The organism is Mycobacterium sp. SMC-4 (assembly GCF_050205565.1).
In the GTDB taxonomy this organism is placed as follows: Bacteria; Actinomycetota; Actinomycetes; order Mycobacteriales; family Mycobacteriaceae; genus Mycobacterium.
Map to the genome: position 1 here is coordinate 322,694 of NZ_JBNMQU010000001.1, position 21,827 is coordinate 344,520.

23 protein-coding genes are annotated in these 21,827 nt (G+C 67.1%); 20 read left to right on the plus strand and 3 right to left on the minus strand.

The features are described from left to right. Nucleotides 1–79 precede the first annotated feature (79 nt). Together ACQI46_RS01575 and ACQI46_RS01580 are read left to right on the plus strand one after the other, a co-directional pair. Nucleotides 80–1,093, plus strand: a complete 1,014-nt coding sequence (locus ACQI46_RS01575; protein WP_427092179.1) for an acetamidase/formamidase family protein — start codon at nucleotides 80–82, stop codon at nucleotides 1,091–1,093. A gap of 10 nt (nucleotides 1,094–1,103) precedes the next feature. After that, nucleotides 1,104–1,865, plus strand: a complete 762-nt coding sequence (locus ACQI46_RS01580) for an SDR family NAD(P)-dependent oxidoreductase (protein ID WP_427092180.1) — start codon at nucleotides 1,104–1,106, stop codon at nucleotides 1,863–1,865. A gap of 4 nt (nucleotides 1,866–1,869) precedes the next feature. Here ACQI46_RS01580 and ACQI46_RS01585 read toward each other — a convergent pair whose 3' ends face one another. Both ACQI46_RS01585 and ACQI46_RS01590 read right to left on the minus strand, forming a co-directional pair. Further along, a complete protein-coding gene (locus ACQI46_RS01585; protein WP_427092181.1) occupies nucleotides 1,870–2,688 on the minus strand; it encodes a sulfurtransferase in 819 nt (272 codons plus the stop codon). Then, nucleotides 2,681–3,712, minus strand: coding sequence for a ketopantoate reductase family protein (locus ACQI46_RS01590; RefSeq protein WP_427092182.1), 1,032 nt, complete (start codon nucleotides 3,710–3,712; stop codon nucleotides 2,681–2,683). The genes ACQI46_RS01585 and ACQI46_RS01590 overlap by 8 nt, the downstream gene beginning before the upstream one ends. A gap of 35 nt (nucleotides 3,713–3,747) precedes the next feature. Here ACQI46_RS01590 and ACQI46_RS01595 point away from each other — a divergent pair, with 35 nt between their 5' ends. The 7 genes from ACQI46_RS01595 (at nucleotide 3,748) to ACQI46_RS01625 (ending at nucleotide 11,003) form a co-directional block, all read left to right on the plus strand. Continuing rightward, complete coding sequence (locus ACQI46_RS01595; protein WP_427092183.1) at nucleotides 3,748–4,446, plus strand: TVP38/TMEM64 family protein; 699 nt, start codon at nucleotides 3,748–3,750, stop codon at nucleotides 4,444–4,446. A 23-nt stretch (nucleotides 4,447–4,469) separates the two neighbouring features. After that, nucleotides 4,470–5,504 carry a threonine aldolase family protein gene (locus ACQI46_RS01600; RefSeq protein ID WP_427092184.1) on the plus strand — a complete coding sequence of 345 codons (1,035 nt, stop codon included), beginning with the start codon at nucleotides 4,470–4,472 and terminating at the stop codon, nucleotides 5,502–5,504. Nucleotides 5,505–5,601: 97 nt separating this feature from the next. After that, nucleotides 5,602–6,723: a hypothetical protein gene (locus ACQI46_RS01605; RefSeq protein WP_427092185.1), complete on the plus strand. Its 1,122-nt coding sequence runs from the start codon at nucleotides 5,602–5,604 to the stop codon at nucleotides 6,721–6,723. 18 nt (nucleotides 6,724–6,741) lie between these two features. Continuing rightward, on the plus strand, nucleotides 6,742–6,873 hold the full coding sequence (locus ACQI46_RS01610) for a hypothetical protein (protein ID WP_427092186.1): 132 nt from the start codon (nucleotides 6,742–6,744) through the stop codon (nucleotides 6,871–6,873). Between the two features lie 76 nt (nucleotides 6,874–6,949). After that, the gene (locus ACQI46_RS01615) at nucleotides 6,950–7,861 is read left to right on the plus strand and encodes a quinone oxidoreductase family protein (RefSeq protein ID WP_427092187.1); all 912 of its coding nucleotides are present in this window, start codon (nucleotides 6,950–6,952) and stop codon (nucleotides 7,859–7,861) included. Next, nucleotides 7,861–9,318, plus strand: a complete 1,458-nt coding sequence (locus ACQI46_RS01620) for an aldehyde dehydrogenase family protein (protein WP_427092188.1) — start codon at nucleotides 7,861–7,863, stop codon at nucleotides 9,316–9,318. The genes ACQI46_RS01615 and ACQI46_RS01620 overlap by 1 nt, the downstream gene beginning before the upstream one ends. 164 nt (nucleotides 9,319–9,482) lie before the next feature. Then, entirely contained in the window at nucleotides 9,483–11,003 is a 1,521-nt protein-coding gene (locus tag ACQI46_RS01625) for a gamma-glutamyltransferase family protein (protein ID WP_427092189.1), read from the plus strand. 7 nt (nucleotides 11,004–11,010) lie between these two features. On the opposite strand, the gene ACQI46_RS01630 is transcribed toward ACQI46_RS01625, so the two are convergent. Continuing rightward, nucleotides 11,011–11,529 (minus strand): Lrp/AsnC family transcriptional regulator, encoded by a 519-nt coding sequence (locus ACQI46_RS01630; RefSeq protein ID WP_427092190.1) that lies wholly within the window; start codon nucleotides 11,527–11,529, stop codon nucleotides 11,011–11,013. Between the two features lie 158 nt (nucleotides 11,530–11,687). Here ACQI46_RS01630 and ACQI46_RS01635 point away from each other — a divergent pair, with 158 nt between their 5' ends. The 11 genes from ACQI46_RS01635 to ACQI46_RS01685 all read left to right on the plus strand — a co-directional run bounded on the left by ACQI46_RS01635 (nucleotide 11,688) and on the right by ACQI46_RS01685 (nucleotide 21,812). Further along, a complete protein-coding gene (locus ACQI46_RS01635; protein ID WP_427092191.1) occupies nucleotides 11,688–13,049 on the plus strand; it encodes a glutamine synthetase family protein in 1,362 nt (453 codons plus the stop codon). A 27-nt stretch (nucleotides 13,050–13,076) separates the two neighbouring features. Next, the gene (locus tag ACQI46_RS01640; protein WP_427092192.1) at nucleotides 13,077–13,916 is read left to right on the plus strand and encodes an ABC transporter substrate-binding protein; all 840 of its coding nucleotides are present in this window, start codon (nucleotides 13,077–13,079) and stop codon (nucleotides 13,914–13,916) included. Then, on the plus strand, nucleotides 13,877–15,511 hold the full coding sequence (locus tag ACQI46_RS01645) for an amino acid ABC transporter permease/ATP-binding protein (RefSeq protein ID WP_427092193.1): 1,635 nt from the start codon (nucleotides 13,877–13,879) through the stop codon (nucleotides 15,509–15,511). Before ACQI46_RS01640 ends, ACQI46_RS01645 begins: the two co-directional genes overlap by 40 nt. Further along, nucleotides 15,508–16,773, plus strand: a complete 1,266-nt coding sequence (locus ACQI46_RS01650) for an aromatic ring-hydroxylating oxygenase subunit alpha (RefSeq protein WP_427092194.1) — start codon at nucleotides 15,508–15,510, stop codon at nucleotides 16,771–16,773. The genes ACQI46_RS01645 and ACQI46_RS01650 overlap by 4 nt, the downstream gene beginning before the upstream one ends. Then, a complete protein-coding gene (locus tag ACQI46_RS01655) occupies nucleotides 16,770–17,816 on the plus strand; it encodes a D-2-hydroxyacid dehydrogenase (RefSeq protein WP_427092195.1) in 1,047 nt (348 codons plus the stop codon). Before ACQI46_RS01650 ends, ACQI46_RS01655 begins: the two co-directional genes overlap by 4 nt. Then, complete coding sequence (locus ACQI46_RS01660) at nucleotides 17,788–18,564, plus strand: creatininase family protein (protein WP_427092196.1); 777 nt, start codon at nucleotides 17,788–17,790, stop codon at nucleotides 18,562–18,564. The genes ACQI46_RS01655 and ACQI46_RS01660 overlap by 29 nt, the downstream gene beginning before the upstream one ends. A 19-nt stretch (nucleotides 18,565–18,583) precedes the next feature. Continuing rightward, nucleotides 18,584–19,411: a cysteine hydrolase family protein gene (locus tag ACQI46_RS01665; RefSeq protein ID WP_427092197.1), complete on the plus strand. Its 828-nt coding sequence runs from the start codon at nucleotides 18,584–18,586 to the stop codon at nucleotides 19,409–19,411. Beyond that, nucleotides 19,401–20,090 (plus strand): GntR family transcriptional regulator, encoded by a 690-nt coding sequence (locus tag ACQI46_RS01670; RefSeq protein WP_427092198.1) that lies wholly within the window; start codon nucleotides 19,401–19,403, stop codon nucleotides 20,088–20,090. Before ACQI46_RS01665 ends, ACQI46_RS01670 begins: the two co-directional genes overlap by 11 nt. A gap of 97 nt (nucleotides 20,091–20,187) precedes the next feature. Beyond that, complete coding sequence (locus ACQI46_RS01675; protein WP_427092199.1) at nucleotides 20,188–20,853, plus strand: ABC transporter ATP-binding protein; 666 nt, start codon at nucleotides 20,188–20,190, stop codon at nucleotides 20,851–20,853. Continuing rightward, the gene (locus ACQI46_RS01680) at nucleotides 20,853–20,975 is read left to right on the plus strand and encodes a hypothetical protein (protein WP_427092200.1); all 123 of its coding nucleotides are present in this window, start codon (nucleotides 20,853–20,855) and stop codon (nucleotides 20,973–20,975) included. The genes ACQI46_RS01675 and ACQI46_RS01680 overlap by 1 nt, the downstream gene beginning before the upstream one ends. 24 nt (nucleotides 20,976–20,999) lie before the next feature. Further along, entirely contained in the window at nucleotides 21,000–21,812 is an 813-nt protein-coding gene (locus ACQI46_RS01685; RefSeq protein ID WP_427092201.1) for an ABC transporter permease, read from the plus strand. Nucleotides 21,813–21,827: the final 15 nt, after the last annotated feature.

The following is a 21,827-nucleotide window of genomic DNA, read 5'->3' on the forward strand; positions in this document are numbered from 1 at the left end:
GCGGACGTCCGGGATACCGGCGGGCGAACATATCCGCGACCGCGCTGCGTGACCGCCGCGCACGGACAAGGATGGCGGGATGGAGCACGTCACGTTCATCCCGACCCCCGACCAGTACCGCTACACCTTCGGCGGGGTGGAGCCGGTCAGACGGATCAGACCGCAGACGGTGCTGACACTGTGGGCGGAGGACGCGTACGGCGGGCGGATCTCCAGCGTGGCCGACGTCGCGTCCGCGGTGCTCGACACCCCGGACCTGAACCCGCAGACCGGTCCGTTCTATGTCGAGGGCGCCGAACCGGGCGACACCCTGGCCATCCACCTGGTCGACCTGACACCCGCCCGTACGTGGGGCGCGTCGACGCTGATCCCGTTCTTCGGCGGGCTGACCAGCGTGCCGGTCAGCCCCACGCTGCAGGACGCGCTGCCGGAGCGCACCTGGATCTACGAATACGACTCGGCAGCAAAGACGTTGGCGTTCCACGCACACGGCAGCGAGTTCAGTCTGGCGCTGCCGTCCAACCCGATGCTCGGCACGATCGGCGTCGCACCCGCACGGCGGGAGGTCCGCACGTCACTGGTGCCCGACATCTTCGGCGGGAACATGGACACCCCGGAGATGGCCGCAGGCGCGACGTGTTATCTGCACGTCAATGTCCCGGGCGCGCTGTTCTCGCTCGGCGACGGGCATTACCGGCAGGGTGAGGGCGAGTCGTGCGGAACCGCGGTCGAGGGCGCGATGCACGTCACCGCGATCGTCGACCTGATCAAGGGTGGCACATCGGCGTGGCCCCGTCTGGAAACCGATACCCACCTGATGTGCATCGGTTCGGGGCGTCCGATGGAGGAGGCGTGGCGGGCGAGCCAGGTCGAGATGATCACCTGGCTTGGCGAGCTGTACGGGCTCGACAGGTTCGACGCGTATCAGTTGCTCACCCAGATCTCGCTGTGCCCGATCGCCAACGTCGTCGACACGAATTACAGCACGGTCACCAAGGTCGAGAAGCGGCTCCTGCCGCCCGCCGCGGCCTACGGCGGTATCCACGCCGAACTGCGTTCGGCCGCAGAACGATTGGGCACCATCAGCTACTAGGAGGACGTCAATGGATCTCGGACTGACCGGTAAGCGCTTCGCCGTCAGCGGAGGCACCCGCGGTATCGGCCGTGCGGTCGTCGAGGGTCTGCTCGCCGAAGGTGCGTCGGTCGCGTTCTGCGCGCGCACCCCGGACGCAGTCGCACAGACGCAGTCGGAGCTGGTCGCCGGCGGCGCCACCGCGGTCGGCACGGCCGTCGACGTCGGGGACGCCGCGGCGGTGCAGCAGTGGGTGGACGGGGCCGCCGACACGCTCGGCGGGCTCGATGGCGTAGTCGCCAACGTCAGCGCGCTGGCCATCCCGGAGTCACCGGAGAACTGGCGCACCACCTTCGACGTCGACCTGATGGGCACGGTGAGCCTGGTCGACGCCGCGCTGCCGCACCTGCTGGCAGCCGGTGGCGGGTCGATCGTGACCATCTCCAGTGTGTCCGGACGCGAGATCGATTTCGCCGCAGGCCCGTACGGCACGATGAAGGCCGCGATCATCCACTACACGCAGGGGCTGGCCTACAAGCTGGCCGCGCAGGGCGTGCGCGCCAACACCGTCAGCCCCGGCAACACGTACTTCCCGGGCGGGGTATGGCCGACGATTGAGCAGAACGACCCCGAGTTGTTCGCGACCGCACTAGGGCTGAACCCGACCGGCCGGATGGCCACCCCGCAGGAGATCGCCAACGCGGTGGTGTTCCTGTCCAGCAGCGCGGCCAGCTTCATCACCGGAACCAACCTCCTGGTCGACGGCGCGCTGACCCGCGGCGTGCAACTCTGAGCAGCTACTGCGCCCCGCGGGCGACCGGGCGGGCCGGCTCGGAACTCCACTGTGACCACGACCCGGGGAACAGCGCGGCATCGACGCCGAGGGACGCCAGGGCCGCCACCACCAGCGACGCCGTCACCCCCGAACCGCAGTAGACGGCGACCTCGTCGTCGACGGCACCGACAGCCTGCCGCAGATCCCCGGCGGGCAACAGCCCCCCGTCGGACAGCAGCGCGGTGCTGGGCACGTTGCGCGCCCCGGGAATGTGTCCGGCGACCGGGTCGACGGGCTCGGTCTCACCGCGGAAGCGTTCCGGTGCCCGCGCGTCGACGAGTACCGAGGCGGTTGCGGCCGCGTCGGCGGTGACGGTCGGCAGCGCTCCGGCGTACAGGTCATCGTGGACGACGTTGATGTCGCCCGGCTCGGGAACCACTGTCCCGGTGTGTAAGTCGCCGGTCCACGCAGCCAGTCCCCCGTCGAGGATGCGCACGTCGGGGATACCGGCGGCGGTCAGCACCCACCATGCGCGGGCTGAACCGGCACGGTTCCAGTCGTCGTAGACGACGACCGGGACACCCGTGCGCACACCCCACCGCCGCGCCGCTGCCTGCAGCGCGGCGCCCGATGGCAGCGGGTGGCGGCCGCGGCCGGTGACCGAGTGGTCGGACAGGTCGTCGTCGAGCGAGACGTACACCGCCCCCGGCAGATGTCCGCTTTCGTACGCTGCCGTGCCGTCGGGTTCGGTCAGCGTCCACCGGACGTCCAGCAGCGTGATCGGCTCGCCGGCGTCCAGGCGGCGGGCCAGCTCGGCGGCGGTGATGAAGACCTCAGCCATCGATCAACATCGCTTTCAACTGCTCGCGGGTGTACTGGCCCGGCGCGCTTCCGTGCCGCGCGGCGTCGCGAGCCAAGCGGGCCAGGCCCGCATTGATCGGGGCAGTCCCGCCGTAGGAGTGGGCGATGCGCACGATCTCGCCGTTGAGGAAATCTGTCTCCACGCCACCGGTGTTGCGCGCCAGTGACTGCCAGGTGGAGTTCGGGATCACGCCGTCAGCGCCCGGCACCGGCCGCATGGTCAGGCCGTCGGCGCGCGCGGCGTCGGACTCCGAGAACGGGATGTAGGGGATCCCGGCTCTTTCGAGGACCTGCTCCCCCTCTGCGAGCACCGCGTCGCCGACGGTGCCCATGCCGTCATATGAACCGGTCAGGGCGACAACAGAATTGGTGAGGTTGCTCAGCAGCTTGTTGTACTTCCAGGGTGCCACGTCGGCGGGCAGCAGGATCTGGATGCCCGCCGGCGTCCAGGTCTGGGCGATCTCGCGCAACAGCTCAGTGTCGTCCGCCGTCGTCAACGACGCCGGCCACCGCGCGATGTGGAACTGACCGGCCATCGGCCATGACCGCACGATCGCTTCTCCGGGCGTGACGTGCGCGGCGGGCATCCACACGCACACACCGAACACCCGGGCGAACAACCGCAGGGCCATCTCCTCGGCCACGACACCGTTGAGCGCGGTCAGCACCGGCAGCACGTCGCCGGCGGTGCCCACCACCGCGTCGCCGTCGTGGACGGGGCGGTCGGCCCAGTCCTGCAGTGCGGCGCCGAGTTGGTGGGTCTTGGTCGCGAAGACCAACACGTCGCGCGTGGTCAAGCGGACGTCGTCGGGTCCGGTGGCCGCAGGGACGGCGATCTCGAACGCGCCGTCGGGCGTGCGAAGCAGCAGGCCCCGCTCAGCCAGTGCGGCGCCGTGCGCACCCCGCCCGACGAGGATGGCGTCGCTTCCCGAGCGGGCCAGCATGCCCCCGACGGCGCCACCGACGGCGCCCGCCCCGACGATGACGTAGCGGTGGTCGTTCATTCGTCCCACCGTAGTCGGGCAGGATTGCCGGTGAGATGAACGAGGCAGACGACATCGATCGGTCCGACAAGAAGCGCCACATCGTGCGACTGGCGGTGTTCGTCGCGTTCCTGGGCGTGCTGTTCTACCTGGTGGCGGTACAGCGTGTCATCGACGTCGAGGAAGTCCGCGCGCTGGTGCAGTCCGCGGGGCCCCTGGCGCCGTTGGCCTATGTCGTGGTGTCGGCGACGCTGGGCGCGGCACTGGTGCCCGGTCCGGTGCTCGCGGCGGCGAGCGGGTTTCTTTTCGGACCGCTGCTGGGCACGTTCGTGACGTTGGGCGCGACGGTGGGCACCGCGATGCTGGCGAGTCTCGGGGGTCGCCGCGCCGGGCGGGACAGCGCTCGTGCGCTGCTCGGGCCGACGCGCTCGGAACGCATCGATGCGCTGATCGACAAGGGCGGGTTGTGGGCCGTGGTCGGGCAGCGGTTCGTGCCGGGAATCTCGGATGCGTTGGCTTCATACGCCTTCGGCGCATTCGGTGTTCCGCTGTGGCAGATGGCCGTCGGCGCGTTCATCGGGTCGGCGCCTCGGGCGTTCGTCTACACGGCGTTGGGTGCGTCGATCGGTGAGTTCTCGGCGCCGCTGGCCTACTCCGCGATCGCGGTGTGGTGCGTCATGGCGGTGATCGGCGCCGTGGCCGCGCACCGCGGCTGGCGCCGCTGGCGTGGCTCTCGCCCCGCCTCCGCGGAATAGCGTTCCCGGCTGCGAGTGGAATCATGGACCGGGTGTCTGTGTCTCACGCCTTCGCGTCCGACAACGCCGCGCCCGCACACCCGGCGGCGCTGCAGGCGCTGCAGGATGCCAACGCCGGAGCCGCGGCGGCCTACGGCGCCGATCCGATCTCCGAACGCGCCGCTGACCTGCTCCGAGGGACGTTCGACTGTCCGGACGCCGAGGTCCTGTTCACGTTCACCGGCACCGCGGCCAACATCATCTCGCTGACCTCGGCGGTACAACCGTGGCAGGAGATGCTCTGCAGCGACATCGCCCACGTCCTGGTCGATGAGGCCGGCGGTCCGGTGCGGCTGTCCGGGGCGCAGCTGACCCGGCTGCCCAGCACCGACGGTCTGATCGCCCCCGAACAGCTCGACCGCCACGCGGCGCGTCGCGGGCCGGTGCACCACTCGCAGCCGAGAATCGTCAGCATCACCCAGTCCACCGAGAACGGGCGCGTCTGGACCGAGCCGGCGATGACGATGTTCGTCGACCACGCTCACGACCTCGATCTGCTCGTCCACGTCGACGGCTCACGGGTCGCGAATGCTGTTGTCGCACTGAATATTCCGCCCAGTGACGTGATCGGCGACGCGGACATCGTGACTGTCGGCGGCACCAAGAACGGCATGATCTTCGGCGACGCGATACTGGTGCGCAAACCGACGCAGTTTCCCGGAATCCGGTTCGTGCAGAAGCAGATCGGACATCTGGCGAGTAAACAGCGGTATGTGGCGGCGCAGTTCGCGGCGTTCTTCGCCGACGACATCTGGCTGCGCAACGCCGCACACGCCAATGCCATGGCCGCGCGGTTGAGCGCCGGCCTCACCGACCTGGGACTGCCCCTGGCCGCGCCGACCGAGGCGAACGAAGTGTTCGTGAAGCTTCCCCCGGAGGTGCACCGCGATTTCGGTCGTCACTACGCCGTGCACCAGCCCGACCTGGACACACCGGTGGTCCGGTTCGTGTGCGCATGGTCGACCGCCGAGCAAGAGGTCGACGATGCGCTGCGCATCCTGGCCGACATCGTTCACTAGCCGCGAAATACGTTTATTTGCAAAGAATTTGCCCGTCATTGGCCTGCCCATGGCTTCGGTATGATGGACGGGGACGCACACACGACAGAAGGAGTGAGTGTTGACCCGCTATCAACTTCCCGACATCGCCGATCTGCGCCGGCTGGGTGAACCCCACAAGATCACGATCACCGTTTACGCCGAGACGCAGCCCGGCCCCGATCACCGTGACACCAATCTGCTGACCGCCAAGAGCGCCGTCGACGCAGCACTGCGGACGGCACGCCAGCGCGGCATCAGCCCTGACGTCGAGCAGCGGTTGCGAGACAGGTGGGAGCAGATCGCCGGCGCCGACCTCTGGCTGCGCCCGTCGCGCTCGCTGGCGCTTTTCATCGCCGATGACTTCCACGAGGTCTACGTACTGCCGAACGCGCTGCTGACCCAGTTGCAGGTCGGCGCATACTTCGACATCGGCCAGCTGGTGCGCGCGGTCACCACGCCGCAGGAGGCTTTCGCGCTCACGCTGTCGGCCAACGGCTGGAACCTGTGGAACGCCACGCCCGCCACCCGCGCACAGGAGCTCGCACTGTCCGGCGAGTACGCCGCCGACGTCGCCGAGGCGACCAACCGCGCGACGGTCCGCGACCGTGACCGCGTCCGCCTGGGCGACGAGGACAAGAAGGCACTGTTGGAGACCTATGCCAAGCGGGTCTTCGACGCCGTGGAAACTGAACTAGCGCAGTCAGATCCGGGTGCGACGAAGCCACTGTTCCTGTTCGCGACCGAGCCGCTGCTCAATCTGTACCGGGCGCGCGATCACCAGCGCCGACTGATTCCGGTGCCCGGCGCTCCAGACGCACTGCGGCCCGACCAGATCGACGAGACCATCCGGACCGAACTGTCGGTGCTCAACGCGGCGCGCAGCACCGAGTTGGCCAACGAGATCGGCGACGGGGTCAGCCGCGGTCTGGTGGCCACCGACCTCGCCGACATCGGGCGCGCCGCGGTCGCCGGTGCCGTGTCGACACTGATCTACGACTTCACCGTCGACGTTCTCGGTCGCCTCGACGATTCCACCGGACAGATCACCTATGACGACGACGGCTATGACCTGCTGTCGCGGCTCGCGGTGACGGTGCTCGACAAGGGCGGCGAAGCCGTCGCGGTGCGACCCCAGGAGATCGAGGCCGGCATCTGGAACGGCACCGCGGTGGCGGGCCTGCGCTTCGCGCTGAGCTGATCGGGGTAGCCCACGCACATGACCACACCGTCAGATCCTCCGGAACGGCTGAGCCCCGCCGAAGTGCCGGAGCGGCTCACGCCCGACGACCCACCGAACCCCGCGACGCCGGAGACGCCGCCGGACCCGGGACCACCCCAAAAGCAGTAGCCGGGAGTCCGTACCGCTCCGTTTCGATCGCCTCGCCTCGGGTAGCCGAGGCTGCGAACAAAGAACGGAGCAATACATGCGTGCAGCAGTGCTGGAAGCCGCAGGACAGACTCCCCGGGTCAGGGACTTCGACGAGCCCACCGGTGACGACATCGTCACCGTCACCCTTGCTGGTTGTAATCCTGTGGACCTCGCCCTCGCCTCGGGCGCGATGGGCGAGCCGGAGGTCCCCAGAGTCGTCGGAAAGGAAGGAGTCGGACGCACCCCCGACGGCTCGCGCGTCTACTTCGATTCCCCGCCGGCACCGTTCGGGTCGTGGGCGCAGCGCACTGCGGTCGATCCGGACAAGGTCTATCCCGTGCCCGACGGTATCGACGACGACGTCGCGGTGGCGCTCGGCATCGCGGGTCTGGCGGCGTGGTTGCCGCTGACCCATCACGCCGACGTCGACAACAGGTCCGTTCTGGTGCTCGGCGCCACCGGTGTGGTCGGCAACATCGCCGTGCAGGCGGCCAAGATCCTCGGCGCCCGCCATGTCGTCGCCGCGGGTCGCAACCCGGAAGCGCTGGAGAAGACCCGGGATCTGGGCGCCGACGCGACCGTCCGGCTCGGCGGTGACGATGACGTCGCGGCGCTGTCGAAGCAGGCCGAGGACGGCTACGAGGTCGTCATCGACATGATCTACGGCGACCCGTTCCTGGCGGCGCTGCAGGCGTCCGCTCCGGGCGCGACGCTGATCACCGTGGGGCAGGGCGCCGGCGGTGCGCCCGGGGTGCCCTTCACACAACTCATGGGTCGCACCCACATCGGACACATGAACGACTTCCTGCCCGTCGACGTCACCCGCAAGGCGTACGCAGATCTGACCGCCCTGGCAGCGCAGGGACGTATCACCGTCGAGACCACTAGGTTCTCTCTCGAAGATGCGGACAAGGCCTGGCAGGCACAGTCCGACGGGCCGCACAGCAAGATCGGCGTGGTGCCGTGATGAACCGTTATCCCGATTTCGACACGATGCCGATCGGTCACCGGTGGCGCGCCGGCTCGGCGGGCAAGACACGCGCCAGCACCGACCCCTACACCGGCGACACCCTGACCGAGATCCCCCAGGCCGACGAGAACGACCTCAACGAGGCGTACCGCAGTGCCGTTGAGTCACAACATGACTGGGCTGCCGCCCCGCCGGCGGAGCGGGCTGCGGTGATGCGCGCGGCCGCCGACGTGATGACCAACCGCAAAGACGAGATCGTCGACTGGCTCGTACGAGAGACCGGCGGCACGCTGGCCAAGGCCGAACTGGAGTGGGGGCTGGTGCGCTCGGTGATGTGGGAAGCGGCGTCGATGCCCCACCACGTCGAAGGCCACATCATGCCGTCGGACATTCCAGGTAAGGAAAGTCGCGTCTACCGCGAGCCCGTCGGTGTGGTCGCGGTCATCTCGCCGTGGAACTTTCCGATGCAATTGTCGAACCGTTCTGTGGCACCGGCTTTGGCCGTCGGCAACGCCGTGGTCCTGAAACCGGCCGGCGACACCCCGGTGACCGGAGGACTGCTGCTGGCGCGGATCTTCGAAGAGGCCGGCCTGCCCGAGGGGCTGTTGTCGGTCGTTGTCGGGTCGGGATCGGATATCGGCGACGCGATCGTCGAGCACCCGACGCCGCGGGTGGTCAGCTTCACCGGGTCCACCCCGGTCGGCAAGGGCATCGCGGAAAAGGCCGGGCTGAAGAAGCTTGCGCTCGAGCTCGGCGGCAACGGGCCGTTCGTGGTCCTCGACGATGCCGACCTCGAGTTGGCCGTGCAGGCGGCGGTGTTCGGCGCGTTCTTCCATCAGGGCCAGATCTGTATGCGCATCAACCGAATCATCGCTGATGCGGCTGTCCACGACGAGTTCCTCGACCGGTTCGTCGCCAAGGTCAGGACGCTGAAGGTGGGCGATCCGCGTGACCCGGACACCCACCTGGGGCCGATCATCAATTCGTCACAGCTGGAAGGCATTCAGGACATGCTCACGCGCGCGCAGGAGGACGGCGCGGAGCTGGTGCTCGGCGGTGAGCCGTTCGGTCCGACGGGTCAGTGCCTGCCACCGCATGTGCTGACCGGTACCAATGAGGTCGCGACGGCCCGCGAGGAGGTGTTCGGTCCGGTCATCACGGTGATCCGCGCAGAGGGCGAAGAGGACGCGCTCAAGATCGCCAACGACACCGAGTACGGCTTGTCGTCGTCGGTGTTCAGCCGGGATGTGAACCGCGCGGTGCGGTTCGGCCGTCGCATCCAGGCCGGTATGACGCACATCAACGATGCTCCGGTCAACGATGACGCCAACACGGCATTCGGCGGCGAGAAGGGTTCGGGCATCGGCCGGTTCGGCGGCCAGTGGGCGATCGACGAGTTCACCACCGACCACTGGGTGTCGGTGCAGCACTCCCCCCGCCCCTACCCCATCTAACCTCGTTGTGCCGAGCGCGCGTGTCTGTCCCTCGACACACCGCGCGGCAGCGACATTTTGCGCGCGCTCGCGGCCGACGAGCGTGCGCAAAAGGCTCGTCCTGCGCGACAGACGGCCCGCTGCTACCGTCCTGGCACCGCCCCCGCAAGCCGACCGGACGTGAGATGAGTTCACCTGCAGGCATGGTCGCCACCAGCCACCCGTTGGCCGTCGACACCGCCGTCGCCGTTCTCGAAGAGGGCGGTTCCGCGGCCGACGCTGCGGTGACGGCCGCCGCGATGCTCTCGGTCGTCGATCCACCGTCGACGGGCATCGGCGGTGACCTGTTCGCGCTGTACTGGGAGCCCGGCGCCTCGGGACCAGTCGGTCTGGCCGCCGCCGGGGGCGCACCGGCTGCGATGACGGTAGCGGCACTGCGCGCCAACGGGTTCCGAACCATGCCCGTAGACGGGCCCTGGACGGTCACCGTCCCCGGCGCCGTCTGGGGCTGGGCCGAGCTGCTCGACCGGTACGGCGTGCTCGGGCGCGAACGGGTCCTCGGGCCTGCCATCGAGGCCGCGCTGAGCGGGTTCGCCGCGACGCCGACGGTCGCGGAAGAGTGGCGCCTGGGCGCACCCCGCCTGCGTACCACTGCCGAAGCGACGGAATTGTTCCTGCCCGGCGGGCATGCCCCCGAAGCCGCAGACACGTTCCGTAACCCCTCGCTGGCCGACACCTTGCAGGCCTTCGTCCGTGACGGCCACGCACCCTTCTACAACGGACACATCGCCACGCGCTATGCCGACGCGGTCCGTCGACTCGGCGGTCCCCTGTCCGCTGCGGATCTGAGCACCTGGACCGGGCCCCAGTGGAACACCCCCATCCGAACCCGCTTCCGCGGCGTCGACGTCTACCAGCCACCTCCGCCCAATCAGGGCCTGATCGTGTTGGAAGGCCTTGCGCTGTACCAGAATCTGGAGCCTAGCGACCATCACCTGATCGAGAGCCTGAAAGTCGCCCTGCGGGACGCTGCCGCCCACATCGCCGACCCCGACTTCCAACAAGTGCCGGTGTCCGCGCTCATGGATGACGCCCGCCTGACGGCACTGCGCGATCGCGTGGGCCCGGAGGCCTCCGACGGACCGGTCCCTGGCATGCCGTCGGACACGGTATACGTGTGCGTCGTCGACCGGCATGGCGCTGCCTGCTCGCTGATCCAGAGCCTCTACGACAGCTTCGGTTCGGGGGTATGCGTTCCCGGGATGGGGGTGCTGTTGCACAACCGCGGAAACGGCTTCACCCTGCACGACGACCACCCGAACCGCCCCGAGCCCGGAAAGCGCCCGTACCACACCATCATTCCGGCGATGCTCGGAGACGACACCGGTTTCCGCGGCTGCCTCGGAGTCGTCGGCGGGTTCATGCAGCCCCAAGGGCAGGTCCAGGTCCTGCGCAACGTGCTCGACCGCGGCATGTCCGCCCAACAAGCGGTGGACGCGCCACGATTGCGCGTGCTCGGTGGACGTACGGTGGGTCTGGAAGCCGGGTTCGACGATGCGAGTGCGTCGGATCTGGTGCGCCGCGGCCACCGTATCACCGCCCTACCGAAGTCGGAATGCGGTGGCGCACAGATGATCATGCGTACCGGAGACGAATTGGACGGTGGGTCCGACAGGCGCGAGGACGGCCACGTCGGCGTGTGTTGACGACGGGCTAGATCTCCCACTCGAACGACATCTTGTCGATACGCAGCACCAGCGAGGTGTCGATGGTCTGCACGCCGGGAAGGACGGCCAGGCAGTCGTTCTGGAAGGCCAACAGATGGTCATGGTCGGTGAAGAACGTCTCGATGAGAATTTGTGCACGTGACAGCACCCGACTGAGGTAGCGCACTTCCGGGCGCGGCTTCAACACCTCGATGGCGGCTTCGACCGCCTCGGGCAGGACGCACACCATGATGAAGGCGGAGACGGTGGCTTCCTTGGCTTTCGGCGTGATCAGCGCGACCATTTCGATCAGATCTTCTTCGAGCAGTCGGTTGACGCGGTTGCGGATCGTGGTCTCGGTGACCTTGAGTGCCCGGGCGATCTCGGTGTTGGGGATGCGCGCATTGCTCTGCAGGAACCGGATGATCTGACGGTCGAGGTCATCGAGTGCCGGCTTACGGTCGGCGACCGCCGCCGGACGTCCCGGCGATCGTTTGGCCGTCTTCGCATCGACGATGTCGGTCACGCTGGCCCCCTCGGGAAAACTGCGAAATTCGATATTCAAAGCGTAACGGACGAATCCGTTTGTTTTACAACTTGTTCACGGCTATGAAATATGACGCAGCCTACTCTTTACGCACTTCACCGTTGGACTTCGATTTCAAAGCGCAGGTGCCTCCCGACATGAAAACACTGCACGAAAAGCAGGACGAGCACGCTGCACTGGCTGCGCGCCTGGCCGACGACGGCGTCCAATTCGCCATGGCCGCATGGGTGGACGTGACAGGTCGGCCGAAGAGCAAGGTGGTGCCAATCGGCCACCTGCCGGACATACTGGCCGGGTCCGAGCGCTACACACCACGCGGGATCGGCCGGCTGGGTGCAATGAACCCCGCGGAAGACGAGTGCGTGGGCTTGCCGGACCCGGGCACCATGCGAATCTTGTCCTGGGACACACGAATCGCGTTCTTCAATGCCGATCTGGTCACCGGCAGCGGGCATGAGCCGTTCGAGAACTGTCCGCGGTCGGCGCTGAAGAAGGTGATCGCCAAGGCCGCCGACATGGGATTCGCGATGAACCTCGGTGTCGAGACCGAGTTCTACCTCTACCGCACCAGCGCCCTGCCTACTCTGACACCGCGCTTCACCTCGTCGGTCATCGAACCCACCCCGGCCTACGACGCTCGCGCGGTGATCGACTCGCTGGAGTTCTTCGCCGAGCTCTCCGCGCACATGGAAGCCGCCGACTACGGCCTGTACAGCTTCGACCAGGAGGGTGGCGAGGGCCAGTACGAGCTGGACTTCGCTTACACCGATGTGCTGACGATGTGCGACCGGTTGACCCACCTGCGCCTGATGCTGACCTCGCTGGCCCAGAAAATCGATGCCACAGTCACATTCATGCCCCGGCCGGAAACCCGGTCGTGGGGTTCGGGCGCCCACATGAACATGAGCCTGGTGTCGACCACCACCGGGGAAAACGTTTTCGTCGAGCCCGACGGCAGCTGGAGTAAGACAGCCATGTCGTTCGCCGCCGGTGTGCTCCACCACGCGCCCGCGCTGTCGGCACTGACCTGTCCTACAGTCAATTCCTACAAGCGGCTCACGCCCAAGCTGGCCGACGGCTCGGTGTCGTGGGCGCCGGTGTGGGCCCGCTACGGCACCAACAACCGCTCCTGCATGCTGCGCCTGCCCGAGAACCGGCCGGCCATCGAGAACCGCTCGGTGGACATGATGGCCAACATGTACCTCGCGGCGGCGTTCACGCTGGCGGCGGGCCTGGAGGGCATCGAACTGGGCCTGGATCCCGGCGATCCGGTCACCGACGATGCCAGCGACTGGGACCGCACCAGCAGCGGGGTCGGAGAGCGTCTTCCACGCACGCTGCTCGAGGCAATCGACGCGTTCGCCGCCGATCCGCTCGTCGCGGCCACCTTCCCGGCGGGCTTCGTCCGCGACTACCTCGGCATGAAAGCCGAGGAATGGGATGGCTACCACAGCGTGGTGTCCCCCTGGGAAGTCGACCGCTACCTGCTCGAAGTTTGATCCGCCCCCGACCCGAAGGTGACCACAATGACGCAACGACCTCTGCTCTCTCTTGCCGCCGGCGCCTGCCTGATCGCGCTGACGGCCGCATGTTCGGGCCCGGCGCCCGAGTCCAGCGATGCCGGTGACGAGTCGGCCGCCGCGCGCGAGATCGTCGTGGGGACTTCCGGTGACTTCCCACCCGTCTCGTTCCTGCAGGACGGATCCACCGAGGTCGTGGGGTTCGAGAACGATCTCGCCAAGGGGGTCACCGACCAGCTCGGCTGGACCTACCGATTCGAGCAGATCTCGTTCGACGGTCTGCTGCCGGCTCTGCAGTCGGGTCGCATCGACGCGATCCTGTCCGGCATGTACAACACCGAGAAGCGCCGGGAACAGGTCGATTTCATCGACTACATGCAGATCCCCCTGGCGGTCCTGACGACCGCCGAGAACGCACCGAACACCCCTGGCCCGGAAGCGTTGTGCGGCAAGGCGGTGGCTTATCTGACTTCCAGCCCGGTCGAGCGCGAACAGCTCGATGCGTGGTCGGCCGAGTGTACGGCGAAGGGCCAACCGCCGTTGGAGCCCACCGGCTTCCCGTCGGTCGCCCAGGGCGTCAACGCCGTTGCCAGCGGCCGCATCTACGGACAGATCGAGGGTGATATCACGACGCTCTACATCTCCCGCACCGAGTTCGGCAACAAGCTCGACGTGGCGTTCAACGTCGAGGGCGAGAAGAGCGTCGTCGGCATGGCCATCGCCAAGGACAGCCCGCTCAAGCCAGAGCTGCAGTCGGCGGTGGAGACCTATATCGCCTCGGATGCGTACTGCACGTCGGCGAAGGAGTGGGAGCTGACACCGACGAACCCCATCCGCCAGTGTTGACCGAGTTCTGGCACTACTTCACGCTGCCGGAACTGATCGACGGCGGGCTGCTCGCGCTGAAGATCGCGGTGCTCTCAGTGCTTCTGGCGTGGCCGGCCGGACTGCTCATCGCACTGGTATCCAACTCGCGGTGGCTACTGCCACGGTTGGTGGTGGCCGCCTACATCTGGGTGTTCCGCGGCACGCCTCTGCTGCTGCAGTTGATCTTCCTCTACAACGTGTTGCCGCAGTGGGGACTTCAGCTGTCGTCGGACAACACCGCGGTCGTCGGCCTGGCCCTCAACGGAGCGGCGTTCGCGGCGGAGATCTTCCGCGGCGGCCTCAATGCGGTGAATGTCTCGCAGATCGACGCCGCGAGGTCGATCGGCCTGTCGCCGGCGTTGACGCTGTGGCGTATTCAGCTGCCGCAGGCGCTGCGAGTGATCACGCCCGCGCTTGCCAGCGAGGCCATCATGACGGTCAAGAACACGTCGCTGGCCTCGGCGATCGCCGTCGCCGAACTCACCCTGCGCAGCCAGCAGCTCGTCGCCATCAACTTCGAGTATCTGCCCGTTTTCGGTGCTGCCGCCGCAATCTACCTGTGCTTGAACACCATTCTCATGGTGCTGCAGCAGTTCAGCGAGTGGCGGCTCGACAACACCCGGAGCACCCGACCCGGCCCGATCTCGGCGTGGGTTCGCACCCGGATGCGGGCATCGACTCCGTCGGCGCGCAACGCCGAGGAGGCACCGGTGCAGCTCGATCTGCACGCCCCTGAGTTCCAGGAGTACTGGGACCGGGTCCGCACGGTCGCCGGTCGGGACATGACCTTGCAGCCGACCGTCATCACCATCCGGGGATTGCGGAAGAGCTACGGCGAGAACGTCGTACTCGACGGTGTGGACCTGGATGTGCAGCGCGGCGAGGTGGTGTGCATCCTCGGTCCCAGTGGCTCGGGCAAGAGCACGCTGTTGCGCGCCATGGACGGACTGGTCGACGTGGACGCCGGATCGGTGGTGGTGAACCAAGTGACGGTGGCCGGTCCCGACGGGCGACGGTTCAGCGCCAAGGACCGGCTTCGCGCCGGCTTGGCGATCGTCTTCCAGCAGTTCAATCTCTTCCAGCACATGACGGTGTCGGCGAACCTGCGGGAAGGGCAGTCGCGGGTGCTGGGGCTGTCGCGGCGGCATACCACCGACGTCAACGCGATGCTGCTCCGCGAGCTCGGTGTCGAGGCCATGGCGGAGCGCTATCCCGCCCAGCTGTCGGGCGGCCAGCAGCAGCGCGTGGCGATCGCGCGGGCATTGGCGCTGGCGCCGGAGGTGATGCTTTTCGACGAACCGACCTCGGCGCTGGACCCCGAACGGGTCGGCGACGTGCTGCGCATCATGCGGCAACTCGCCGATCAGGGCATGACGATGGTCGTGGTGACCCACGAGATCGCCTTCGCGAGACAGTGCGCCTCGCGCGTCCTGTTCGTCGACGACGGCCGGATCATCGAAGAGGGCCCTCCGAGCACCGTGCTCGACGCCCCCAGTCAAGAGCGCACCAGGGCGTTCCTGTCCGCGCTGCTACCCGACACCAATCCCGTCAACCACGGAGAGGTCCTGCGGTGACGACTGCACCCCATCGATCGGCCGGCTCAGACTGTGCGGGTCTGGCCCAGAAGCTGGCCGCCGCCACCGGACGCTTCGATGACGCCAAGGGCCTTCCTCCGGAGTGTTACACCGGCGACGAGATCTTTGATCTGGAACGCAATTTCGTGTTCATGCGCGAATGGTTGTGCGTCGGCCGCGTGGACCAGATCCCGCAGCCCGGCGACTTCTTCACCGTCACGATTCTCGGCGAACCGCTGATCGTGGTCCGGCAGCCCGACGACAGCGTCAAAGTGCTCTCTGCCATCTGCCGGCACCGCGGGATGGTCGTCACCGGACCCGGCGACGGCGAAAAGGACGAATGGTTCGACGTGCCGCCGGAAGCCCGCGGCAACGCCGGCGGCGGCTTCCGATGCCCGTATCACTTCTGGGTGTACGGCACCGACGGCGCGTTGATCGGATCGCCGCAGATGCGGCGGACGAAGTGCTTCGACCGCGCCGACCCCGACCTGTCGTTACCGAGTCTGCGCGTCGAGTGCTGGCAGGGCTTCGTGTTCGTCAACTTCTCCGCCGACGCCGAGAGCCTCACCGCCCGGCTCGGGCCGGTCGACGAGCTGGTCGCGAACTGGGACCTGGCGGCGATGGCCACCGAGGAGCCGAAGCTGCAGGCCGACATGCCGTGGAACTGGAAGATCATGCACGAGAACTCGATCGACGTGTATCACGTCGATCGGTTGCACTACCCGCGTCACGCCGTACTGCCGTCCAGCGGCTACGTCCCCGTCGAGCTCGACACCGGTGACGCCGCGGTGGTGCTGATTCAATTGGCCACGCATCCGGAGTTCGCGTTGAGCCCGATCGGCCAGCCGCTGTTCCCGGTGATCGACACGCTGACCGACGAGGAGCGGGCACGCTCCTACATCATCCTGTTGCCGCCCACGCTGCTGATCATCCTGAACAGCGACTCGGCGTTCTACCGCCTGGTGTATCCGAAAGGCCCCGACGCCATCGACATTCGGCAGACCCTGATGGTGCCGGCCGACTACCGATCGCTGCCGAACTACAGCGACCTCATCGCGCTGGGCTCCGACATGCACCTGAAACTCAATTGGCAGGACTACATGGTCGACGCCGCGATCCAGCGTGCCGCCACGTCGATGTTCGCCCCGCGCGGGCCCTATGCGTGGAACGAGCACTCGGTGGCCGAGTTCGACGCGTGGGTCGCACGGCGTTACGCCACGGGCCTGCATGCCGCCGAGCCGAGCCCGGCAGCGCCGTCATGAGCTTCCCGACCGCAGATGAGCTCAATGTGGTCGTCGCGGGGGTGCCCTACGGCTACCAGGGTGACTACAGCGACGGTCGGTGGCTCACCGACGAGCACATCGCGCAGATCGAGGGGTGCGGGCCGATGGTCCGGCTCGAGCACCCCTCGGTCGACGACCTCAACGCCGGTTACCTCGTGGGGCGAAAGCCCCATGCCGTGCTCGTGGAGTGCAGTGGGACCCTGAAGAGCTGGGAGTCGTTGCCGGCCATCCTGTTCGAGTCAGCCTTCCACGGGTTCCTCAGTCCGGAGCTGCGGCTGGTGCAGTCCTGCAGCGCCGGAGTGGAACAGATCGCCGGCCTGATCCCGGACGGCGTCACGCTGTGCAACGCCTCCGGGGTGCACGCCCCTGCCATCGCCGAGACGGTGATCGCCGCCATCCTCGTGCATGCCAAGCTGATCTACCGACGACGCGCCGAACAGCGGGCACGGCGGTGGACCCAGTTGCCCGCGCGCGAATTGGCCGGCACCACGATGTGCGTCATCGGGACCGGTCACATCGGCTCCGCCGTCGCCGCGCTGGCGCAGGCGCTGGGGATGACCACCGTCGGGGTGCGCCGCCATCCGGTACCGACACCCGGCTTCGACGTGACGGTCGGACCGGCAGGTCTCGACGACGCGCTGAGCCGCGCCGACTACCTGGTCATCGCGTGTCCGTTGACCGCCGACACCGAGGGGCTCCTCACCGCCGACAAGTTCGCCCGGCTGCCTCGCGGGGCCTACCTGGCCAACGTCTCGCGCGGCGCGGTCGTCGATGAAGCGGCGATGATCGAGGCGTTCGAGCAGGGCCGGCTCAGCGGCGGGTTCTTGGATTGCCATGTACACGAACCTCTTCCGGACGACAGCCCGCTGTGGGACATGCCGGGCGTGGACATCTCGCCGCACGACTCGCACGCCTCGAATCTGCTGGGCGACCGCCAGGTCGAGTTGTTCTGCCGCAATCTGAAGCACTTGATCCACGGGGAGCCACTGGTCAATGTCGTCGACACGACACTCGGATACTGACGCCGCGATCTTCGTCTGGGGCGAAACCGCCTCACCGGACTTGTCTTTCACCCCGGTTGGCGGCGCCCATGAGGTCGGCCTGGTGCCGGTCGGCGCCGTCGAGCAGCACGGTCCGCACCTGCCGGTTGCGACCGACACCATCATCGCGACCGCGATGTGTGAGCGGGCGGCCGCGATGACGGGTGCGCCGGTGCTGCCGGCGATTTCCCTCGGTGTCAGCTACGGCCACGGCACCGAGTTGCCTGGGACGCTGTCGTTGACGCCGGCACTGTTGAACGGCATCGTCGGCCAGTACGTGCACTGGGCAGCGCTGTCGGGGCTGCGGCGGCTGCTGTTCGTCAACGCACACATGGGCAACGCCGCCGCGCTGGGCACCGCGACCGACCGCCTCCGGTTGGAACGCCGGGACGTTCGGGTCGGCGTCGTCGACTGGTGGATGTGCGACGAGCAGGTGTCCGAGGCGATGCTGGCCGACGCCGCGGACGCGCACGCCAACTGCGCCGAGACCTCGGTGATGTTGGCGATCCGGCCCGACCTCGTGCATCGCGACCGGATGCTCGAGGCCGACGACGAGGACCGCACCGCCGATCTGGTGTTCCGGTACACCGCCACCGAGTTGTCCCGCAACGGTGTCACCGGTCGGCCGTCGCTGGCATCCGCCGAATTCGGCGAGAAGCTCTGGCGCCTGGCCGCCGAAGGCCTTGCAGCGCGCGTCCGCCGCGGCCGCGTCGAGGAACCTCCCCTGTAGCCCTGACCGGCACCGCACCTTGCACCGCGACCCCTTGCACCGCGAGCGCGCGAGTCTGCCCCTCGACACGCCGCGCATCACCGACATTTTGCGCGCGCTCGACGCCTGCGAGCGCTCATCGCCAGCCAACGAACGCGCAGAACGACTGCTACGGTTCGTATACCGTACACACAGGGGGCACGTGATTCGACTCTCCGAGAACGACCGACACATGCCAGGCCATGCCGCGCTGGTTGTCGTGGACGTGCAGAACGACTTTTGCAGCCCGCAGGGATCGCTACCGGCGGGATACCGCTTCGATCTGCAGTTCGTCGATGCGATGCTGCCGCGGCTCCACAAACTCATCGAGGCGGCGAGACACAGCCGCATACCGGTGATCTTCGTCCGCACGCTGCACGACCCCTCGAACGACAGCCATGCGTGGCTCGCTCGTCTCGGTGACGCCGCGGACAACGCCCGCACCGGCGTCACCTGCCGCACGAATACCTGGGGCGCTGAGTTCTTCGGTGTAGCACCGCAAGCCGGCGATCACATCGTCACCAAGCATCGCTTCTCCGCGTTCGTCGGCACCAACCTTGCCCTCACACTGAGGTCTCTGGACGTCCAGTCGATTCTGTTCACCGGAGTCGCCACCGAAGTGTGCGTGGAGTCGAGCCTGCGTGACGGCCTCTTCCACGACTTCTATGTGACCCTTGTCGAGGACTGCGCGGCGTCGTACACGAAGACGGCGCACGACGCGTCCGTTCACGTGGTCGGCAAGCATTTCGGTCTGGTGACGACAGCGGACGAGCTCGTCGATCGTTGGACAAAAACACGAGACACCGAGGAGGCGGGAGTTGCCGAATGAGTCTGGAGCGAAAGCCATTCCCACCATCCAGCAGGAGCCCGTCCTGCGGGATCGTGTGTACGCGACGTTGGAAGACCTCATCGTCCGCCGCGTGCTCGCGCCTGGCGAGCGACTGCTGGAGAACGAACTGGCGGCCCAACTCGGCGTCAGCCGCAACCCCGTGCGCGAGGCACTGACGATGCTGGCTCGCGCCGGTTGGGTCGACATTCATCCCCGCAATGGCGCCTACGTCCACGCGCCCACCAGCGACGAGATCGACGACTTCTTCGACATGCGCACGCTGCTGGAGTCCTACGCAGCCGAACGAGCGGCCACCCGGGTGACCGGTGATCAGCTCGACATACTCGAGGAGATCTGGCGTGAGGGGGTGGCCGCCGTCGAGGCCGGCGACATCCAGGGTGTCGTGTCAGCCAACTCCTCGTTCCACAGCCGGATCAGCGAGTGGTCGGGCAACGCCATGCTGCACTCGACACTGTCGCTGATGAAAAAGCGTGTGCGATGGTATTTCTCCTCGGTTGCGGATGTTCGCGGCATGGCCTCGTGGAACGAACACCGACGCATCATCGATGCGTTGCGGGCCCGCGACTCCGCTCACGCCTCCACGCTGATGCGCGCTCATACGATCGCCACGGCCGAGATGTATCGCAGCCGCGCGACCGCCGACGCCGCAACTGCTTGATCTTGCAAATTTGACGCGCACCGTAAACCCGAAGGAAACAAACAGGAAATAACCCGGTGGTCAACTCCGTGTATACAACATACCGAGAGGAGCTGGCATGGCACCGGCGGTTGTGGAGTCCTCAGTCGCGACTGACGCCATCTCCATCGAAGGCTTGACCAAGGTCTACGAACGAATCACCGGTCGAGAGGTCGTCCGTACCTACGCGCTGAACGGTGTCGAACTCTCGGTGCGTCCCGAGGAATTCGTGTCCCTGGTGGGACCATCCGGGTGCGGCAAGACCACGGTGCTCAAAGTGATTGCCGGCTTGCTGAGCCCGTCTGCCGGGCGCGTCGAGGTCAACGGCACTCCGGTCACCGGTACAGGCACCGACCGCGGCGTGGTGTTCCAACAGCCTTCCTTGCTGCCGTGGCGCACCGTACGCCAGAACATCGTCGAGTCGCTGCGCTTCGCGGGTGTCCCCCGTTCCCAGCGCCGCCCGCGCGCTGACAAGTATCTCCAAATGGTCGGACTCGCCGGCTTCTTCGACCACTACCCCGGGGAACTCTCTGGCGGTATGCAGCAGCGCGTCGGGATCGCCCGTGCCTTGGCACTCGAACCCCAGGTGCTGTTGATGGACGAGCCATTTGGCGCGCTCGACGCGATCACCAGACAGCACATGCAGACCGAACTGATGCGGATCTGGTCTCAGGAGAAGCGTTCGGTCCTGTTCGTCACACACTCGATCGAAGAGGCGATGCTGCTGTCGGACCGCGTGTGGTGATGGCCGATGGGAAGGTTCGCGCCGACATCGCCGTCCCGATCGACCGGCCACGGACCCGTACCGGATTGATCAACGATCCGGTGGCACGAGAACTGCGCGCCCACCTCGAAGAACTCCTGTAGACCAGGGAACGGAGTCAGACACTCATGCCCGCAGTCATCGAGCGCGAACAGATCAGTACAGCAGAACTGTTGCGGCGCAGATTGTTCAGTTGGGAGCGCCTCGTACAGGTGCTGCTGGTCGTCTCGGTGTTGCTGATCTGGGAGATCACAGGTCGCATGGTGGGCGACTTCTTCCTGGCACCCCCGTCGCAGCTCCCGTCGGCGTTCTGGGAGATGTGGGCGACCGGCGAGCTGTGGCGCGCGGTGCTGGACAGCCTGAGTTCCCTGCTCGTCGGCTTCTGCCTGGCGATCATCGTCGGTATCAGCGTCGGTTTCTTCATGGGGTGGTACGGACCGGCCGGTCGGACCCTGAACCCGTTCGTCTCGGCGCTGTATGTGGTGCCGACGGCCGCACTGGTGCCGATGTTCATCATCTGGTTTGGCCTCGGCTTCACCGCACGCACCGTCACGGTATTCCTCTTCTGTGTCTTCGAAATTCTGATCAGCACATACACGGGAGTTCGCAACGTGGACCGCAACTTGGTGGACGCGGCGCGTGCGTTCGGTGCGAATCGGTGGCAATTGTTCAGCAGCGTTGTGTCATTCGCTTCGCTGCCCTACATCTTCGCCGGGTTGCGGATGGGCATATCGCGAGCGGTCAAGGGAATGGTCGTCGCCGAACTGCTCTTCGCAGTTACCGGGCTGGGGGGCTTGATCAGCACGGCCGCCAACTACTACCGCACCGACAAGGTCTTCGTCGGAGTCATCGTGCTCGCCTTCCTCGGCGTGACCCTCGCAGCTGCAGTGCAGCTACTCGAACGCCGCCTCATGCCATGGCATCGCGGGATTCACGCCTAACACATCGTCGACCAG

What these genes read in the sequence shown, in the direction of transcription:
- ACQI46_RS01680 (WP_427092200.1), top strand. Translation starts at nt 20,853, where the DNA reads ATGGCCGATGGGAAGGTTCGCGCCGACATCGCCGTCCCGATCGACCGG.
- ACQI46_RS01575 (WP_427092179.1), top strand. Translation starts at nt 80, where the DNA reads ATGGAGCACGTCACGTTCATCCCGACCCCCGACCAGTACCGCTACACC.
- ACQI46_RS01620 (WP_427092188.1), top strand. Translation starts at nt 7,861, where the DNA reads ATGAACCGTTATCCCGATTTCGACACGATGCCGATCGGTCACCGGTGG.
- ACQI46_RS01610 (WP_427092186.1), top strand. Translation starts at nt 6,742, where the DNA reads ATGACCACACCGTCAGATCCTCCGGAACGGCTGAGCCCCGCCGAAGTG.
- ACQI46_RS01590 (WP_427092182.1), bottom strand. Translation starts at nt 3,712, where the DNA reads ATGAACGACCACCGCTACGTCATCGTCGGGGCGGGCGCCGTCGGTGGC.
- ACQI46_RS01635 (WP_427092191.1), top strand. Translation starts at nt 11,688, where the DNA reads ATGAAAACACTGCACGAAAAGCAGGACGAGCACGCTGCACTGGCTGCG.
- ACQI46_RS01675 (WP_427092199.1), top strand. Translation starts at nt 20,188, where the DNA reads ATGGCACCGGCGGTTGTGGAGTCCTCAGTCGCGACTGACGCCATCTCC.
- ACQI46_RS01615 (WP_427092187.1), top strand. Translation starts at nt 6,950, where the DNA reads ATGCGTGCAGCAGTGCTGGAAGCCGCAGGACAGACTCCCCGGGTCAGG.
- ACQI46_RS01625 (WP_427092189.1), top strand. Translation starts at nt 9,483, where the DNA reads ATGAGTTCACCTGCAGGCATGGTCGCCACCAGCCACCCGTTGGCCGTC.
- ACQI46_RS01595 (WP_427092183.1), top strand. Translation starts at nt 3,748, where the DNA reads ATGAACGAGGCAGACGACATCGATCGGTCCGACAAGAAGCGCCACATC.
- ACQI46_RS01600 (WP_427092184.1), top strand. Translation starts at nt 4,470, where the DNA reads ATGGACCGGGTGTCTGTGTCTCACGCCTTCGCGTCCGACAACGCCGCG.
- ACQI46_RS01585 (WP_427092181.1), bottom strand. Translation starts at nt 2,688, where the DNA reads ATGGCTGAGGTCTTCATCACCGCCGCCGAGCTGGCCCGCCGCCTGGAC.
- ACQI46_RS01660 (WP_427092196.1), top strand. Translation starts at nt 17,788, where the DNA reads ATGTCGTCGACACGACACTCGGATACTGACGCCGCGATCTTCGTCTGG.
- ACQI46_RS01580 (WP_427092180.1), top strand. Translation starts at nt 1,104, where the DNA reads ATGGATCTCGGACTGACCGGTAAGCGCTTCGCCGTCAGCGGAGGCACC.
- ACQI46_RS01655 (WP_427092195.1), top strand. Translation starts at nt 16,770, where the DNA reads ATGAGCTTCCCGACCGCAGATGAGCTCAATGTGGTCGTCGCGGGGGTG.
- ACQI46_RS01685 (WP_427092201.1), top strand. Translation starts at nt 21,000, where the DNA reads ATGCCCGCAGTCATCGAGCGCGAACAGATCAGTACAGCAGAACTGTTG.
- ACQI46_RS01640 (WP_427092192.1), top strand. Translation starts at nt 13,077, where the DNA reads ATGACGCAACGACCTCTGCTCTCTCTTGCCGCCGGCGCCTGCCTGATC.